17 protein-coding genes are annotated in these 16,462 nt (G+C 65.7%); 12 read left to right on the forward strand and 5 right to left on the reverse strand.

Going from position 1 to position 16,462, the window contains the following annotated elements; all coding sequences use genetic code 11:
• Positions 1 to 8: 8 nt before the first annotated feature.
• The 4 genes from FBF35_RS04505 (at position 9) to FBF35_RS04520 (ending at position 3,632) form a co-directional block, all read left to right on the forward strand.
• Positions 9 to 947, forward strand: coding sequence for an AEC family transporter (locus FBF35_RS04505; RefSeq protein ID WP_060567041.1), 939 nt, complete (start codon positions 9 to 11; stop codon positions 945 to 947).
• Between the two features lie 184 nt (positions 948 to 1,131).
• Positions 1,132 to 2,718 carry a sodium-dependent transporter gene (locus FBF35_RS04510; RefSeq protein ID WP_060567043.1) on the forward strand — a complete coding sequence of 529 codons (1,587 nt, stop codon included), beginning with the start codon at positions 1,132 to 1,134 and terminating at the stop codon, positions 2,716 to 2,718.
• On the forward strand, positions 2,715 to 2,876 hold the full coding sequence (locus FBF35_RS04515; protein ID WP_003792855.1) for a methionine/alanine import family NSS transporter small subunit: 162 nt from the start codon (positions 2,715 to 2,717) through the stop codon (positions 2,874 to 2,876). The genes FBF35_RS04510 and FBF35_RS04515 overlap by 4 nt, the downstream gene beginning before the upstream one ends.
• Positions 2,877 to 2,885: 9 nt before the next feature.
• Complete coding sequence (locus FBF35_RS04520; RefSeq protein ID WP_060567045.1) at positions 2,886 to 3,632, forward strand: HAD-IIB family hydrolase; 747 nt, start codon at positions 2,886 to 2,888, stop codon at positions 3,630 to 3,632.
• Between the two features lie 87 nt (positions 3,633 to 3,719).
• Here the strand turns inward: FBF35_RS04520 and FBF35_RS04525 are convergent, their stop codons facing one another.
• The 4 genes from FBF35_RS04525 to FBF35_RS04540 all read right to left on the reverse strand — a co-directional run bounded on the left by FBF35_RS04525 (position 3,720) and on the right by FBF35_RS04540 (position 7,006).
• A complete protein-coding gene (locus tag FBF35_RS04525; RefSeq protein ID WP_060567047.1) occupies positions 3,720 to 4,592 on the reverse strand; it encodes a TrmH family RNA methyltransferase in 873 nt (290 codons plus the stop codon).
• 9 nt (positions 4,593 to 4,601) lie between these two features.
• Positions 4,602 to 5,666, reverse strand: coding sequence for a quinone-dependent dihydroorotate dehydrogenase (locus FBF35_RS04530; RefSeq protein WP_060567049.1), 1,065 nt, complete (start codon positions 5,664 to 5,666; stop codon positions 4,602 to 4,604).
• Between the two features lie 18 nt (positions 5,667 to 5,684).
• Positions 5,685 to 6,239 carry a hypothetical protein gene (locus FBF35_RS04535; RefSeq protein WP_060567051.1) on the reverse strand — a complete coding sequence of 185 codons (555 nt, stop codon included), beginning with the start codon at positions 6,237 to 6,239 and terminating at the stop codon, positions 5,685 to 5,687.
• A 185-nt stretch (positions 6,240 to 6,424) separates the two neighbouring features.
• Positions 6,425 to 7,006 (reverse strand): DUF3043 domain-containing protein, encoded by a 582-nt coding sequence (locus FBF35_RS04540; RefSeq protein WP_060567199.1) that lies wholly within the window; start codon positions 7,004 to 7,006, stop codon positions 6,425 to 6,427.
• A 97-nt stretch (positions 7,007 to 7,103) separates the two neighbouring features.
• Between FBF35_RS04540 and FBF35_RS04545 the strand changes: the two genes are divergently transcribed.
• The 6 genes from FBF35_RS04545 to trpD all read left to right on the forward strand — a co-directional run bounded on the left by FBF35_RS04545 (position 7,104) and on the right by trpD (position 12,471).
• A complete protein-coding gene (locus tag FBF35_RS04545) occupies positions 7,104 to 8,477 on the forward strand; it encodes a M20/M25/M40 family metallo-hydrolase (RefSeq protein WP_187348972.1) in 1,374 nt (457 codons plus the stop codon).
• A complete protein-coding gene (locus tag FBF35_RS04550) occupies positions 8,474 to 9,442 on the forward strand; it encodes a glycerate kinase (RefSeq protein ID WP_060567053.1) in 969 nt (322 codons plus the stop codon). Before FBF35_RS04545 ends, FBF35_RS04550 begins: the two co-directional genes overlap by 4 nt.
• A gap of 85 nt (positions 9,443 to 9,527) precedes the next feature.
• On the forward strand, positions 9,528 to 9,881 hold the full coding sequence (erpA, locus tag FBF35_RS04555) for an iron-sulfur cluster insertion protein ErpA (protein ID WP_003792846.1): 354 nt from the start codon (positions 9,528 to 9,530) through the stop codon (positions 9,879 to 9,881).
• A gap of 19 nt (positions 9,882 to 9,900) precedes the next feature.
• Positions 9,901 to 10,908 carry an FKBP-type peptidyl-prolyl cis-trans isomerase gene (locus tag FBF35_RS04560; protein WP_060567055.1) on the forward strand — a complete coding sequence of 336 codons (1,008 nt, stop codon included), beginning with the start codon at positions 9,901 to 9,903 and terminating at the stop codon, positions 10,906 to 10,908.
• A gap of 115 nt (positions 10,909 to 11,023) precedes the next feature.
• Complete coding sequence (locus FBF35_RS04565; RefSeq protein WP_034467750.1) at positions 11,024 to 11,416, forward strand: response regulator; 393 nt, start codon at positions 11,024 to 11,026, stop codon at positions 11,414 to 11,416.
• Positions 11,416 to 12,471 carry an anthranilate phosphoribosyltransferase gene (gene trpD, locus FBF35_RS04570; protein WP_060567057.1) on the forward strand — a complete coding sequence of 352 codons (1,056 nt, stop codon included), beginning with the start codon at positions 11,416 to 11,418 and terminating at the stop codon, positions 12,469 to 12,471. Before FBF35_RS04565 ends, trpD begins: the two co-directional genes overlap by 1 nt.
• A gap of 14 nt (positions 12,472 to 12,485) precedes the next feature.
• Here trpD and FBF35_RS04575 read toward each other — a convergent pair whose 3' ends face one another.
• Positions 12,486 to 14,108, reverse strand: coding sequence for an exonuclease domain-containing protein (locus tag FBF35_RS04575; protein ID WP_241772565.1), 1,623 nt, complete (start codon positions 14,106 to 14,108; stop codon positions 12,486 to 12,488).
• 169 nt (positions 14,109 to 14,277) lie between these two features.
• Between FBF35_RS04575 and FBF35_RS04580 the strand changes: the two genes are divergently transcribed.
• Both FBF35_RS04580 and FBF35_RS04585 read left to right on the forward strand, forming a co-directional pair.
• Positions 14,278 to 15,090: a lysophospholipid acyltransferase family protein gene (locus FBF35_RS04580; protein WP_034467755.1), complete on the forward strand. Its 813-nt coding sequence runs from the start codon at positions 14,278 to 14,280 to the stop codon at positions 15,088 to 15,090.
• Between the two features lie 152 nt (positions 15,091 to 15,242).
• On the forward strand, positions 15,243 to 16,460 hold the full coding sequence (locus tag FBF35_RS04585; protein ID WP_034467758.1) for a pyrophosphate--fructose-6-phosphate 1-phosphotransferase: 1,218 nt from the start codon (positions 15,243 to 15,245) through the stop codon (positions 16,458 to 16,460).
• Positions 16,461 to 16,462 lie beyond the last annotated feature (2 nt).

The following is a 16,462-nucleotide window of genomic DNA, read 5'->3' on the forward strand; positions in this document are numbered from 1 at the left end:
CTCTTCACATGGCGTCGATTCTTTGGTCGGTCCTCTCGATCGCCCTCATCATCGGCGTCGGTTGGGTTGCTCGTCGCGCGGGTGCGCTCGGTCCCGAGGCGGCGGGTTCCCTTGCGTCGGTGACGTACTGGGTGGCGTCCCCGGCAATGCTCTTCCATGCGATCGTCTCAACGGGGACGTCTGGCGTATTCGGGGCTCCGCTCGCCGTGGCCGCAGCATCGGGCGTGGGAACCGCACTCATTTTCGCCCTGGTTGCACGCTTTTTCCTGCGCTTGACACGCGGGGAGATCGCCTTGGGGGCCATGGCCTCGTCCCTCAATAATGGCGCGTATATCGGCATCCCGATCGCCGTCTACGTGCTGGGGGATGCTTCTGCGGTCGTGCCCATCCTGGTGTTTCAGCTCGGTTTTTTCACGCCGATGTTCTTCGTGTTGGCGGATCTGGCCGGCTCCGGCCAGCGCCCGTCTGTGAGCGGCATCGCGACGGTCATCGCGCGCAACCCCATGGTCATTGCGGCTGGGTGTGGATTTCTGTTTTCCGCTGTGGGGTGGCCGATGCCGACACTCCTCGACGTGTCGACGTCCATGCTGGGAGCTGCCGCGCCCCCGATGATTCTTCTGTCCTTCGGTGCCTCGCTCGTGGACCGCCGGTCGGCGTCTGGGAATTCGGGTATTGCGGCGACCGTCTTCGCCGTCGTTGGCAAGCTCGCCCTTCAGCCCGCAATCGCGTGCGGCGTCGGGATGCTCCTCGGGTTGAGCGGTCCAGCTCTCATGTCGGTGACCATCATGGCGGCGCTGCCCTCGGCGCAAAACGCGTACATCGCGGCCACGCGTGCCAAGGCGGGGGAGCGCATCGCACAGGGAACGGTCCTCGTGACGACCTTCGCATCGCTGCCCGTCGTCGTTGGAATTGCGGCGATTTTTCATGCGTGTGGGGTCGTTTCCTAACTGGGGTTTGTCGGCATAGGCCCTGTTTTTCGAGTGCCCGAGCGAAGCCCGTCCGGCAAAAGTTTCGTCAAAAAGAGGCCAAAAACACGTTCTGTATCGTGGACTCTGGGAGACTTCCCGGTGTATCGGCCCTAGTCTGGCTGGGAATTATCCCGTATAGACACGATTGCAAGGAACTCACTTCATGTCATCCTCCGCATCCAAATCCGCGCCCCGCGCGCGTGACTCGTGGAGCGGCCAGACAGGCTTCCTCCTGGCAGCCATCGGCTCGGCCATCGGCCTGGGCAACATCTGGCGTTTCCCCGGCGTCTCCTACTCCAACGGCGGCGGCGCCTTCCTGGTCCCGTACCTGGTTGCCCTGATCTTCGTCGGCATCCCCATGCTGTGGCTCGACTATGCGGTCGGCCACAAGTTCCGCGGTTCACCGCCGTGGGCGCTGCGCAAGATCCTCGGAGGCGGCGAGTTCATCGGCTGGTTCCAGACCTTCGTCTGCTTCGTCATCATGGTCTACTACGGCGCCGTCCTCGCGTGGGGCGTGCAGTATACGATCTACTCCGTGAACGAGGCCTGGGGCGCCGACCCGACGACGTTCTTCCTGGAGTCCTTCCTTGAGAAGGTTCCTGGCGACACCTTCTCGTGGGCCCCTGCATGGGCCGTCATGATCCCGCTTGCTCTCGTGTGGGTTCTCGTGCTCTTCGTCATCGGTCGCGGCCTGTCCAAGGGCGTCGAGGCTGCGAACAAGGTCTTCCTGCCGCTCCTCGTCATCCTCTTCCTCGCGCTCGTCGTCCGAGCACTCTTCCTGCCGGGCGCCGTCGAAGGCCTCAACGCCTTCTTCACCCCGAACTGGAGCGCTCTGGCCGACCCCAACGTGTGGCTGGCTGCCTTCGCGCAGATCTTCTACTCGCTGTCCGTGGGCTTCGGCATCATGCTGACCTACGCCTCCTACCTGAAGCCCAAGTCGAACCTGACGGGCACGGCTCTGGTCGCCGGCTTTGCGAACTCGTCCTTCGAGATCCTCGCGGGCATTGGCGTCTTCAGCGCCATCGGCTTCATGGCGCACCAGGACGGCGTGAGCGTCTCCAAGGTTGAGGGCCTGACTGGCCCGATCCTCTCCTTCGTGACCTTCCCGAAGATCATTTCGATGATGCCCGGTGGGCCTCTCTTCGGCGTGCTCTTCTTCTCGTCCCTCGTTCTGGCCGGTGTCACCTCGCTGCTCTCCCTGCTTCAGGTCGTCTCCGGTGGCCTGCAGGACAAGTTCGGCTGGTCGCCCGCCCGCTCGGCGCTGGTCCTCGGTGTGCCCGCGACCGTCATTTCCCTGGTGCTCTTCGGCACCCGATCGGGCCTGAACAACCTCGACATCGTCGACAACTTCATCAACTCGGTTGGCGTCGTGTCCTCGGCGATCCTGTTCGCTGTGCTGTGCGCAGTCGCTGGCCCCCGCCTCGGGGTGCTCCGTGCACACATCAATTCGGTGTCCAGCGTGAAGGTCCCCAAGCTCTGGGAGCCCCTCGTTGGCATCGTCATCCCGGTCGTCCTCTTCGTTATGATGGCGATGTCGATCGTGCAGGTCCTGCAGAAGGGCTACGAGGGCTACCCCAGCAGCTACGTGCTGATCTTCGGCTGGGGCTCCGTGGCGATTGCTGTTGTTGCGTCCCTGATTTTCACGTTCATCCCGTGGAAACACCGTCCGCTGGACACCCACGCGGCGGTCGCCCAGATCCTCGCTGACGACGCCGAAGACACCGCTTCGATCGAAGGAGGCGCCAAGTGACCGCTCCCGCTATCGCTCTCATGGTTTTGACGATCCTGCTCGTGTGGGGTGGCCTCGTCGCGTCCGTCGTGCTGCTGCAGGTCCTCTCGGTGCCCACCGATGAAGAGACCGAGGCCGCGCAGCGCGCTATCGAAGCCGCGGAAGCTGCAAAGCAGTAGGGTGGCATCGTGAAGCTCGTTGCCTTCGATCTCGATGACACCCTGGCGCCCTCGAAGTCGCCGCTGCCGGCCCGCATGGACGTCGCTCTGCGGTCCCTGCTGGACCACGTGGAGGTGTGCATCATCTCCGGCGGCCAGATGGGCCAGTTCCGCACCCAGGTGCTGGACAACCTGCACGCCACGGACGAGGAACTCTCTCGCCTACACCTGATGCCCACCTGCGGCACGCGCTACTACCGCTATGAGGATGGGGCCTGGGTCGAGCGTTACGCGCACGACCTGGATCCCGAGGTTGCCGCACGCGCGATCGCCTCGCTCGAGCGTCACGCCCGTGAGCTCGGCCTGTGGGAGTCCAACCCGTGGGGCAACATCATCGAGGACCGTGGCTCGCAGATTACCTTCTCCGCTCTGGGCCAGGAGGCTCCGCTCGACGCTAAGCGCGCCTGGGACCCGGACGGCACCAAGAAGGCCGCTCTGCGCGATGCCGTGCAGCCCGACGTGCCCGAGCTCGATGTTCGTGGCGGTGGCTCGACCTCGGTCGACATCACCACCCGTGGCATCGACAAGGCGTTCGGCATGGGCAAGCTCGTCGAGGAGACGGGCATCCCCGCTTCCGAGATGCTCTTCGTTGGCGACCGCCTGGATCCGGAAGGCAATGACTACCCCGTCAAGGCCGCCGGCTACGCGACGCGTGCCGTGTCCGGATGGGAAGAATGCGTGGACGTCATCGACGAGATCGTGGCATCCATGAGCTGACACGTCGCAGCAAACGCTGACGAGGCCGGGGCTGGGTATCCAGCTCCGGCCTCGTTGTGTGCGGCTGCGGCGCAATGCGGTGACGCGTTACTGCGCGCCGACGCCCCTGGTGGCCCAAAATACGACGGCGGATGCGGCTGCGACGTTGAGCGAGTCGACCCCGTGGTCCATGGGGATTTTGACGGTGTAGTCGGAGGCAGCGATGGTGCGCCGTCCCAGGCCGTCGCCTTCGGTGCCCATCACCATTGCGAGGCGGGCGTCCGGCCCCTGGAGGGCGGGCAGTGCGGCGAAGTCGTCGAGGGACACCGAATCGTCCGACAGAGCCAGCGATGCGACGGTGAAGCCAGCCTCCTGGAGGGTGACGATGTCGCCTGGCCAGGACTCGAGGCGGGTCCACGGCACCTGGAAGACGGTCCCCATGGAGACGCGCACGGATCGTCGGTAGAGGGGATCAGCGCACTGTGGGGTCACGAGGACAGCGTCGACGCCGAGCGCGGCGGCGCTACGGAATGCAGCGCCCACATTCGTGTGGTCGACGAGGTTCTCCAGGACGACGACGCGACGCGCCGGGGCGCCGCCCCGAGCAGTTGCGAGCAGGTCTGCGAGGGTCGGCAGGACGGGGCGCTGCATGGCGGCCAAGGCACCGCGATGCAGGTGGAAGCCGGTCATCTGCTCCAACACGTCCTCGTCGGCGACGAAGATCGGAATGTCCGCGCCGTCGGGGCCACCTGTTGCCACCTCGATGAGGTCGGTGAGGGTCGGTAGCCAGCGCTTCGACATGAGGAACGAGCGCGGGCTGTGGCCGGCGCGGATTGCGCGTTCGATGACGTTCGCGGACTCGGCCATGTACAGGCCGCGTTCCGGTTCGATTTTGGAACGAAGTTTGACGTCTTTCAGGCGCGTGTAGTCGTCCAGGCGCGAATCTGCTGCCAGGTCCGCGCTGGTGAGCTCGATAATCACGGCGGTCCCTTACGCGCGCTGGAGGGCGCGCGATACCTCGCCCGGCCAGGACGGGCCCTCGAAGATGAAGGCAGAGAACGCCTCGACCAGGTCGGCGCCCGCGCTGATCATGCGCAGCGCATCCTCGGGCGAGGAGATGCCACCCGTGCCGATGAGTATCTGGTCGTCGTCGAGATGACGTGCCACCAGGGAGACGACCTCCAGCGCACGGGGCAGAAGCGGAGCGCCGGAGACGCCGCCCTCGCCCAGGTCGTGGTTGATCGTCGTGTTCGTGGCGACGACACCCGCCAGGCCGAGCTCCTTCGTCAGCTCGACGACGGCGACGATGTCCTCGTCGGCCAAATCGGGAGCGATCTTGACGAAGAGCGGCATGGTGCGATCGGGGGCACCTGCCTCGCAGCCGCGGCGAGCGGCCTGCAGGATCGGGCGCAGGTGATCGACGGACTGCAGATCGCGCAGGCCGGGCGTGTTGGGGGAGGAGACGTTCACGACGACAAAGTCCACCCAGTGGGCGAGTGTCTTGGCGCAGTACTCGTAGTCGGCGGGGGCGTCCGCCTCAGATGTCACTTTGTTCTTGCCGATGTTGGCACCGACGATTGCAGCGCGGCCCGCAGGGGTCGAGCGCAGCTCGCGCAGCTTCTCGGCGGCGGCATCTGCTCCGGCATTGTTGAAGCCCATGCGGTTACGCAGGCCGCGTTCCTCCATGAGGCGCCACAGGCGCGGCGCGTCGTTGCCGGGCTGGGGACGAGGAGTCACGGTACCGATCTCGACGAAGGCGTAGCCGAGGGCGCACATGCCGAGCACTGCCTCGGCATCCTTGTCCATGCCGGCTGCCAGACCGAGGCGGGACGGGAGGCGACGTTCACCCAGGGTCAGGGGGACCTCGACGCCGCCAACCATTCGCGTGGGGGAGTGCGTCGGATCGAGGTAGCCCAGCGTGGCACGCATGAGTCCACGCGTCGGCGCGAATCGTCCAGCCAAGGAAATTGCTCCCAGACCCCAGTGGTGTGCATCCTCCGGGTTGGAACGCGAGATGAAGTGTGTGAAAGCCCAGTTGTACGCGCGTCGGATCATGTTTCCTAGGATAGTTGATCAGTCCCACCATGCCCACCACCACCGCGTGGCTGATCCGTCTCGAATGAGCACGCGCATTTCGTCCGGCGGAATCGCCTCCTCGCCGAGGCCCAGGACCGAAGCGAGGGTGAGCCAGTGCTGGTAGCTCGGATAGCGCTCCTCGTCGATGGGAGATCCGGCGTGAGCAATGATCGCGGATTCGGGGACGAGCACGGTGTCGATGCTGACGCGTTCGTCTCGTCGTGGCGCGCGAATGACGTAGCCTTCGAGGGAGAGTCCGTCGATGCGGGAGGCGGCGCGTAACAGATCGATGATCCGAGGAGCGTTGTTCTGCCGATCGTTGCGTGCATCCTTCGGCAGTAAGGATGCGAGACGACGAGCGTCGGTCCCGGATAGGTCCGCGAAGCGTGCGTAGTCCCCCAGGTCCCACCCATCGCACAGGTAGGGAGCTAACAAAGCGGAGATGCCTCGATCCTCGAGCCATCGAGGTGGGCCGTACATGCCGTCGGGGCAGGGCTCCTCCTCGTCGAGCATGACGTCGCAGGTGGCGGGCAGTGTGATCGTTGTGTGCATGATGCTTCCTTGTCGTTCGCGACGGAGCGCCGATGCTCCGACACGGACAGGATCATGCACACGAGGACGTGGCGGCCAGCGTCACGGCACCCGCTGTGGATAACGGGAGAGCCGCCAGGTGCCCTGTGGATAAAGCACATCGGCCCCGCACCCATGTGGATGGGGCGGGGCCGACGAAAGAACGACTACTTCGGGAACTGTCCGCGGTCGACCTGCGGGCGAGGCGAACGCCAGCGCCGCGGCATGATCATGCGGGAGAAGGCGTAGTAGGCGGTACCGGAGGGAATGTCCTCGCGCGGGTGTGCCTCGGTGAAGACACGCTTGATCGTGCGCCACACGAAGAACGCCTCGATGGCGGTGATGATGAAGGAGCCGTACATGAGGATGGACGAGCCATAGAGCATGTACGCCTGGTACTGCAGCGGGATCTTGTTGCCCAGCATCGACAGCACCATGATGAGGATGATGGACACCATCATGACGGCGAGGATCCACTCGGAGAAGGAGTGGCGCGCGTCGACGTAGTCGCGCACGAACCGTCGTGCACGTCCCTTGTCGCGGGCCGGCAGGTACTTTTCCTCGCCGGTGATCATCGCGCGCTGCTCGGCGTCGAAACGCGCGTTGCGGGCGGCGCGGGCGGCACGCTTGGCCTCCTTGCGGTCCTTGGGGACCAGGGGGCGGATGCGGGCGGCCTCGGCTGCCTTGCGCTTCGGCGTGGGGCGACCCTTCTTGCCGTCGGGCGTCGTGGAGACGGGCTCGACATTCATCGAGGTCTCGTCGTTGTTGTTCTTGCTTCGTCCAAACACGATTCAAGGCTAGCGGATAGCCCACCCGCCTCGCACTCCCATGGTCTACCCTGGTCGTATGGCTGATACTTCACATGCACTGTCCACGTCCGTTTTGAAGGAGCGCCTGGAGGCTGCTTTCCCGTCCCTGCTGGAGGAGCTCACGCAGCTCGTCGCGATTCCGTCGGTGTCGTCGGATCCCGCGCATGCAGCCGACGTGGAGCGCAGCGCTGAGCATATCCGCGAGCGTTTCGCCGCCCTGGGCCTGGAGGCCAAGGTTCTGCGCGAGACCGCCGCTGATGGCACCGAGGGCAAGCCTGCCCTCGTCGCGCACACGCCCCACATCGAGGGCGCGCCGACCGTCCTGCTGTACGCACACCACGACGTGCAGCCGGTTGGCGAGCTGAGCCGCTGGAGCATGGATCCCTACAAGGCCGAGGTTCGCGGCGATCGTATCTACGGCCGTGGTTCCTCCGACGACGGCGCCGGCATCACTGTCCACCTCGGCTCCCTGTCGATCCTCGGCGAGGACCTGCCGGTCAACGTCGTCGTGTTCATCGAGGGCGAGGAAGAGATCGGTTCCCCCTCGTTCACAGCATTCCTCGATGCCCACAAGGACGAGCTCGCCGCGGACGTCATCGTCGTGACGGACTCGTCGAACTGGAAGGTGGGCGAGCCCGCCGTCACGTCGACCCTGCGCGGCAACGCGATCGTGACCGTCGACGTGACCGTCGCCGATCACGCGGTGCACTCGGGCGCGTTCGGTGGCCCGCTCCTTGATTCCGTCGCGATCTCCTCAATGCTCATCGCCTCGCTCTTCGACGAGAAGGGTGACGTGGCGGTTCCGGGCCTGGGCGGCTCGGATCATGCGGACGTGGATTGGCCGGAGGAAGAGCTGCGTGCCGCGGCAGGCATGGTTGAGGGCCTGCAGCTGGCAGGCTCGGGTGACATCGCCGCCCGTATGTGGACCAAGCCGTCGATCTCGGTCATCGGTTTCGACGCTCGCCCGGTCTCCAATGCCTCGAACACGATCGCCCCGCACACGCGCTTCCGCCTGTCGATGCGCACGGTGCCGGGCGTGGATCCCACCGAGGCCCAGGCCAAGCTCGTCGACTACCTCCTCTCCCATGCCCCCTTCGGTGCGCGCGTCGAGGTCACTGCCGAGGATGCGGGTGCGGGCTACCAGGCCGACATGGATTCCCCCGTGACGAAGGCTCTGCACGAGTCCCTCACCGAAGCCTGGGGCGTTCCCTCGGTCAACATCGGTGTGGGCGGCTCGATCCCGTTCATCTCGGACTTCCAGCGCATCTTCCCCAACGCCCAGGTCGTCGTCACCGGCGTCGAGGATCCGCTGACGAACGCTCACTCCGAGGACGAGTCGCAGTCGATCTCCGACCTGAAGGCGGCGATCCTCGCCGAGGCGCTTCTGCTGACGCGCGTGGCCTCCCTGTGAAACGTGTCGTTGTCGCCGGTCGGTGGGATGGGGGAGTTCCCGCCTCGCCGACCGGCGAGGCACTCGACGCCATCCGCCGGGGTGTCGTAGCTGGCGCTTCAGAGCCCACAGTCGTCACGGTTCCGTTCGGAACCGGACCCACCTTCGACGAGGCCGTGGCTGCGCTGGGTTCTCAGGCCTCGTTCGTGCGCGTACCCACCCGGGCCTCGTCGTCGCGCGAGGCGGGTGAGCGCGTGGCGGATTCACTCCGCAACGGCGGCACCGTGATTGTCGAAGGTGGACATAATTCCTCTCCCGATTGCGGCGCCGGGTTTCTTGAAGGCCTCCTGGACGTCCCCGGCATCGATCCGTGGCACCCTGAGGCATTCGCCGATGGCCTGACGCGCGCGCAGAGCCTCGTGGCCGAAGCGGGTGTGGATCTCGTGTGCGCTGCCTCGACCGCGCGCCCGCTTCTGGGCCTCGACTCGGTCCTCGCTGTTGCTCCTGACCTGGAGCCGATTGAAGCACAGGACACCGCTCTCACCGCCGCTCTCACGCAGGCGTTCGCCCACCGTCCGCTCGGGCGCCACCAGCTGCTCGACGGAGCTGACGTGCACCCGGCTCGCCAGCGCGGTTCCGGTGCAGGTGGCGGCGTCGGAGCAGTCATCGCGGCCATCGGTGGACGCATCGTTGCAACGGGTGATCTGCTGTCTTCGCTTATGGGTCTGGAAGAGATGCTTGATGGTGCCGACCTCGTGATCGTCGCCGAGCCTGAACTGGCCTCTCCAGTGCTCGCCGAGTCGACCCTCGACTGCGTAACTCGCGTGGCTGCGACGCACGCGCTGCCGGTCGTCGCTATCACCCACAGGTCCAGCCTGTCGCACTTCGAGAAGGCCGAATGGGGGCTCCATGGCGTCTTCGAGACGGAGGGATCCGTCACGCTCGAAGACGCTGGACGCCGCGTTGCCCGCACCTGGTTACGCTGAGCGCGCATTCCACCCGTGGCGCGGGGCGCCTGCGGGGGAGTAGTGTGTCAAGGGAATACGTCTATCCGCAACAATAAGGAGCATCATGTCCGAGTCCGCAACTCAGGCTCCCACCCACGAGGTCATCCTCACCGACGTCGCTGCCGCGAAGGTCAAGAGCCTCCTCGAGCAGGAGGGTCGTGACGACCTGCGCCTGCGTATCGCCGTTCAGCCGGGCGGCTGCTCCGGCCTGATCTACCAGCTGTACTTCGATGACCGCACTCTTGACGGCGACGCGATTCGTTCCTTCGACGGCGTCGAGGTCGTCGTCGACCGCATGAGCGTGCCCTACCTGAGCGGTGCCACGATCGACTTCGCTGACACGATTGAGCGTCAGGGCTTCACGATCGATAACCCCAACGCCCAGAACACCTGCGCCTGCGGCGAGTCCTTCCACTGAGCCGAAAGAACACCATCTCATGATGTCCTCTCTGCGCCGCCTCGGCGCCCTCGCCGGCGCAGCCGCGCTTGTCCTCGGACTCGCCGCATGCACCGACGCGACCTCGTCGTCTTCGTCCTCGGCTCCCGCTGCTGCGGATATCGACTACTCCGCCTGTGCGACAGACGACTCCGCCGAACAGAACACGAACGTTGACCGTAGCGGCACGGGTAACTTCCCGTCCGTTTCCGGTGAGGACACTCCCGTGATTGCGGCGGGCAGTGGATCCCAGCCCACCTCGAAGGTCCTTGTCAAGACCCTCAAGCAGGGTGACGGAGCGGTCGTGTGCCCGGGTGCGACGATCAAGGCGAACTACGTGGGCGCCCTGTGGGACGGCACCGTTTTTGATTCGTCCTACCAGCGTGGCGATGCCAGCGAGTTCTCCCTTAACCAGGTCGTCAAGGGCTGGACCTACGGCCTCGCGCACACCCATGTCGGCGATCGCGTCGAGCTCGTGATTCCGGCGTCTCTCGGCTACGGCGGCCAGGCTCGCGGCAACATTCCCGCCAACTCGACCCTCGTGTTTGTCGTGGACATCGTGGGCGTCGCGACGCAGGACGTCGCGGATGACTCCGTTCTCAGCGGCGGAGTCGCGACCGGCGAGGAGCTTCCCGCGGGGATCACCGTTTCCGGTGACCCCGGCGTCGAGCCAACCCTGACGATCGACGAGAGCGTTGCTGCCCCGACCGAGCAGAAGATGTACACGATTTACAAGGGCACGGGAGAGGCGCTGACCTCTGATCAGACTGTCCTGTACAAGCAGGTTGTTGGTGGTTTTGGCGCTAAGGGCCAGACTCAGTCCTCGTGGAGCCAGGATCCTCTTCAGGCTCCCGTCGCGCAGGCTGATCTCGCGGGAGTGACCGTTGGATCGCGCATCCTCATCGTGGCTCCGATCCCGCATCAGGAAGCGCAGTCTGGGCAGGAGGCGCCCCCCGCGCAGGCGACGGTATTCGTCGTCGACATCGTGGGTACTTCTTCGATGCAGTGACCGCGTCACGACCTCGGTTGACGGTAGCGGGCGGCTCCCAGTGGGGGAGCCGCCCGCTACCCGTTAGAATGGGGTTATCGCGTCGATTTGGCCGACATATGCAAGGAGAGCTTCCATGAGTGAAGAAACCGTCACTATCCTGGTTTTCAGTGACGACAAGGATCGCCGTCACGCCGTCGTTAACGGCATTGGCCTGCGTGCCTCCAAGGACACGCCCCGCATCGAGTGGGTCGAGGCCGCAACCGGTTTCGGCGTTCGCGATGCGTTCGATCAGCAGGATTTTGCGATGCTGATCCTCGACGCTGAGGCGAAGAAGGAAGGCGGCATGTCCATCGCTCAGGACCTGCGCGAGACCCGTGACGGTGTTCCCCCGATCGTTTTCCTGACCGCCCGAGCCCAGGATGAGTGGCTGGCTACGTGGGCCGGAGCAGCAGCCGTCGTGGCCGATCCGATCGACCCGATCATTCTTCAGGAGACCGTCGCCGACGTGCTGCGTGGAGCCAAGTGATGGCCACGCAGGAGTGGGCGCCGATCATTGCTGCCCTCACCGCCGGCGAGAGCCTCGACTACGGCCAGTCCTACTGGCTGATGGACCAGGTCATGAGCGGCGAGCTCGGCGAGGCGCGTCTCGCATCCTTCCTGACCGCGATGGCCATCAAGGGCGCCACGGTCGATGAGATCCACGGCCTGGCTGATGGCATGCAGGATCACGCGGCACACGTTGAGCTGCCCAGTCGCGCTCTCGACATCGTGGGTACGGGCGGAGACGGATACAAGACCGTTAACATTTCGACGATGTCCGCCATCGTGCTTGCCGCGATGGGGATTCCGCTCGTCAAGCACGGTAACCGTGCATCGACGTCGAAGTCTGGCTCCGCGGATGTCATCGAGGCACTCGGCGTCAACCTTGACCTCGATGCCGACGCGCTGCGCCGCGTCTTTGACGAGGTTGGCATCGCCTTCCTTTTCGCGAACAAGATGCATCCGTCGATGCGCTTCGCAGCCCCGGTGCGGCGCGCTCTCGGCTTCCCGACGGCATTCAACGTCCTGGGGCCGCTGACCAACCCGGCACGCGTGCAGGCGTGCGCGATTGGTGCGTCTCGCGAGGAGAACGCGCGTCTCATGGCGGGCGTGTACGCCTCGCGCGGGCTCAGCGCGCTCGTCTTCCGTGGAGCAAACACCGGCCTCGACGAGCTGACGACGACCGATGCGAATCAGGTCTGGCTCGTGTCGGGTGGAGCGGTTGTGGAAACCACGTTCGATGCGCGTGAATCCCTGGGTATGGCCTCCTCCTCGATCGAGGACCTCGCGGGTGGCGAGGCGGCTGAGAACGCTGCGGTCGCTCGCGACGTTTTGTCGGGCGGTGGGGCGGACGCTGTTCGCGACGCTGTTGCCCTCAACGTTGGAGCTGGCATCCTGGCCTGGGAGGGGCTGGAGAACCCTGTGACGTGCTCCGACTTCGAGCCTCGCATGCGCGGCGCCGTCGAGCGCGCCCTGGCTGCGTTGGCCGACGGTTCGGGCGCCCGACTCGTTGAGCGTTGGGTGGCTGCCTCGAACGCGTAAGCAAAAAGCCTGCGTCAGGTGCGCGGGGACAGACGCTGCTGGGCGGTTGCGTGGGCTAATAGCTCGCGCAACCGCCCGTCGCGTAGCGGGCTGTCAACGTGCTGCGCCCAGGGGAGGGGACCGTTCCATTCGACGAGGCGCGTCCCTTCGCGGCACAGCTCGGCGCACAGGAGTGACGTCTCAGCCCACGAGGCGACGGATGCGGCCATCCCGCCGGTCTCGATCGGCTCCGTGGAGGTGAGAAGATCGATCCACGGCGACGGGGCGGAGCGCGGGGGCACGACGACCGAACTGAGGTGGCGTCCGTAGGAGGCAACATGCAGAATCCAGCCGGGTTCTCCACCGTCGCGACGCGCGCCCCAGACGATACGCGGGGCCGCCAGGATGGGGCGCATGGTTGCGCGCTCAACGCCAGCGATGTAGGCGCTCAGCTCGTCGCGCGCTCCAGCCGCGGCCTCGAACAGCCCCTGCGCGGACAGGCGTTCCATCAGGGAAGTGAGCGCGTTCGGGACCGCTAATGACGAGGCTTCCACGGCCTCGTCGAGGATGGCGCCCGAGGAGTCGTGATCGGCCTGGGCGAGGACCCGCTCGATCGCTCCTGCAGCCCGCTGAGCGTGCGCGCGCGTCCCGAACGGACCGAGGGCGCGGGGCAGGTCGCCCAGCGTCACGGACGAAACGACGCGGGCGCGGCCGGCCTCGGCGATGACCCAGTGCTGGGATCCCTGCCGTCTCGACGCGGAGTTGTAGGGCGGGGCGAGGGCCTTGATGTCGCGCAGTTCTCGGATCCTCGCCTCGAGAATCGAGGCGGTCGGATAGGGGCGCACGCCCGCGGCCAGGGACACCATGCGCTGCACCTTCGGGCGCTTCTCGCCCTTCGTGTAGTAACTGCCCACGCGCGAGCGCAGCGACGAGGCCGACCCCACGTAGAGAGTGTCTCCCGCGGTGTCGATGAAGTGATAGACCCCGGGAGAGGTCGGCAGGTCCGCGACGAAGTCGGGCGTTGATGGGCGCCGCGCCGGAGCCTGATCCGTCAGCACGATCAGGTCCTCGACGTCAGTCGCGCCGGCAGCGGCGAGCAGGTCGATGAACCCCAGGAGGATCTCTGCCGTCGCTCGCGCGTCTCCAAGTGCTCGGTGCTCGGGAACGGTGGCGGTACCGAAGTAGGAGGCGACTGTGCCGAGCTTGTGGTTACGCACGAGCGGGCGTGGCAGGGCGAGCCGCGCGAGTGCGAGCGTATCGACGACGCGCACACGAGGCCACGGGCGAGCACACGCGCGGGCCGCACGGCGTAGGAAACCCACGTCAAAAGACGCGTTATGTGCGACGAGGACGGGGGAATCCGAAGCTCCAAGGCCTGACCACTCCATGAAGCGTTCCAGAATGGATGCGATCGGGTCCGCCTCCGCCACCATCGCTGGTGTGATGCCCGTCAGCGACGTGATGAAGGGCGGGATAGGACGCGAGGGTTTCACGAGGGAAGAAAACTCGTCCACGACCGCTCCGTCGCGGATGCGCACAGCGCCGATCTCAGTAATTTCCGCGCCCGCACCCAGGCCCGTCGTCTCGAGGTCGACGACGATCCAGTGCCCGCCTGAGGCCGGCGTCCCGACGGCGTCGAGGCTGGGTTGAAGCTCCACCGACGAGGCCCTCGAAAGGGCCGCAGATACCACTGATCGAGCGAAAGGACGAGCCGATTCGCCGGGCGCTATGGTTTCCCCACAATCGCGCACGGGAGTTCGTTTCGTCATACAGTTGATACTAATTCGTTCGCGCGCTCGCGCGCCCCTCGAGACTTCAGGAGTGACAGTGGCGTTCTATCAGGCTCTCAAGGCGACCGGCAGCCCCATTCTGAAGGCCGCCTATCACCCGTGGATCCGCGGCAAGGAGAACATTCCCGCCGAGGGGCCCGCTATCCTCGCGTCCAACCACAACGCTGTGTGGGACTCCGTCTTCCTGCCGATGATGCTCGACCGTGAGGTCGTTTTCATGGGCAAGGCCGACTACTTTACGGGCACCGGTCTCAAGGGGTGGATGACAAAGGAATTCATGCGCGCAGTTGGCACCATCCCCGTTGACCGCACCGGCGGTCGCGCATCCGAGGCAGCACTGAAAGCGGGACTGAAGCGACTGCGCGAGGGCGAGCTCTTCGGCATCTATCCCGAGGGCACGCGCAGCCCCGACGGGCGCCTCTACCGCGGCAAGACCGGCGTCGCGCGCCTCGCACTCCTGTCCGGCGCCCCCGTCATCCCCGTCGCCATGATCGGCACCCATGCGGCACAGCCCATTGGCCAGAAGATCCCCTCGCGCACGAACATCGGCATGGTGATTGGCGAGCCCCTGGACTTCTCGCGCTACCGCGGCCTCGACAAGGACCGCTACGTCCTGCGCGCGATCACCGACGAGATCATGTACAACCTGATGCTCCTGTCCGGCCAGGAATACGTGGACCTGTACGCCGCCGACGTGAAGGCCCAGCTGGCAGCCGAGGGTGCCTTCGAGGGGCCCGTGCCCTCCAATGGTCGTCCCGCGCCCGGTGGGCGCACCGCCCCCGAGGTGCCCGTTCCGACCGCTCCCGAGGAAGAGGGCAGCGAGGACGAGAAGGCCTCAGACAAGGAGTAACAGGGCCGAGCCGTCACCGATGGTTGGTGCTTGCAATCGCGTTTCGTGGGACGGGCGTCCTTGGCGAAACGTGATGTGAGCCGGGTAGAATGAACTGTGCCCTGCGCACGCGCGCGGGCCCGTACCTAACCAACCTGAGAAAGGTGACATTCATGTCGGTCCGTCGTGTTGCCCTGCTGACCGCAGGTGGCTTCGCCCCGTGCCTGTCCTCCGCCGTCGGTGGACTCATCGAGCGCTACAACGAAATTGATCCCACGGTTGAGATCATCGCTTACCAGAACGGCTACCACGGCCTGCTCACCGGCAACTACGTGCTGGTCGACGAGGAAGCGCGCAAGCACGCTGCCGTCCTTCACCGCTTCGGTGGTTCCCCGATCGGTAACTCCCGCGTCAAGCTGACGAACAAGAAGAACCTCGTCGAGCGCGGCCTCGTGTCCGAGGATGAGGATCCGCTGCAGAAGGCCGCCGAGCAGCTGCGCGCCGACGGCGTTGACGTCCTGCACACCATCGGTGGCGACGACACCAACACGACGGCCGCCGACCTGGCCGCCTACCTGGAGGAGCACGACTACCACCTGACCGTCGTGGGCCTGCCCAAGACGATCGATAACGACGTTGTGCCGATCCGCCAGTCCCTGGGTGCATGGACCGCCGCTGAAGAGGTCTCCGAGTACTCCCAGAACGTCATCGGCGAGCACCGCTCCAACCCGCGCATGCTCATCATCCACGAGATCATGGGTCGCCACTGCGGTTGGCTGACCGCCGCCGGTTCGAAGTGCTACCACGACTGGCTGAAGACCCAGGAATGGGTGCCCTCGATCGGGCTGTCGCAGGAGCGTTGGGACATTCACGCTATCTTCCTGCCCGAGATGAAGATCGACCTGGACGCCGAGGCCGCGCGCCTCAAGGCGATCATGGACGAGCAGGGCAACGTCAACATCTTCCTGTCCGAGGGCGCTGGCGTCCCCGAGATCATCGCGGAGATCGAGGCTGCCGGTGGCGAGGTCCAGCGCGACCCCTTCGGCCACGTCAAGCTCGACACGATCAACCCCGGCCAGTGGTTCGCCAAGCAGTTCGCCGAGAAGATCGACGCCGAGAAGGTCATGGTCCAGAAGTCGGGCTACTTCTCGCGTTCCTCGCGCGCCAACGCTGACGACCTGCGCCTCATCAAGTCGATGACCGACCTCGCCGTCGAGTGCGCCTTCAAGGGCGAGTCCGGCGTTATCGGCCACGACGAGGAGGACGGCGATCGCCTGAAGGCCATCCCGTTCCCGCGCATCGCGGGCGGTAAGCCCTTCGACATCTCCCAGCCCTGGTTCCTCGAAATGATGGCCGAGATCGGCCAGACCGTCGAGCCTGCTGGCGAGTGAGT

Origin of the sequence: Schaalia odontolytica, assembly GCF_005696695.1 — a bacterium.
Lineage (GTDB): Bacteria > Actinomycetota > Actinomycetes > Actinomycetales > Actinomycetaceae > Pauljensenia > Pauljensenia odontolytica_C.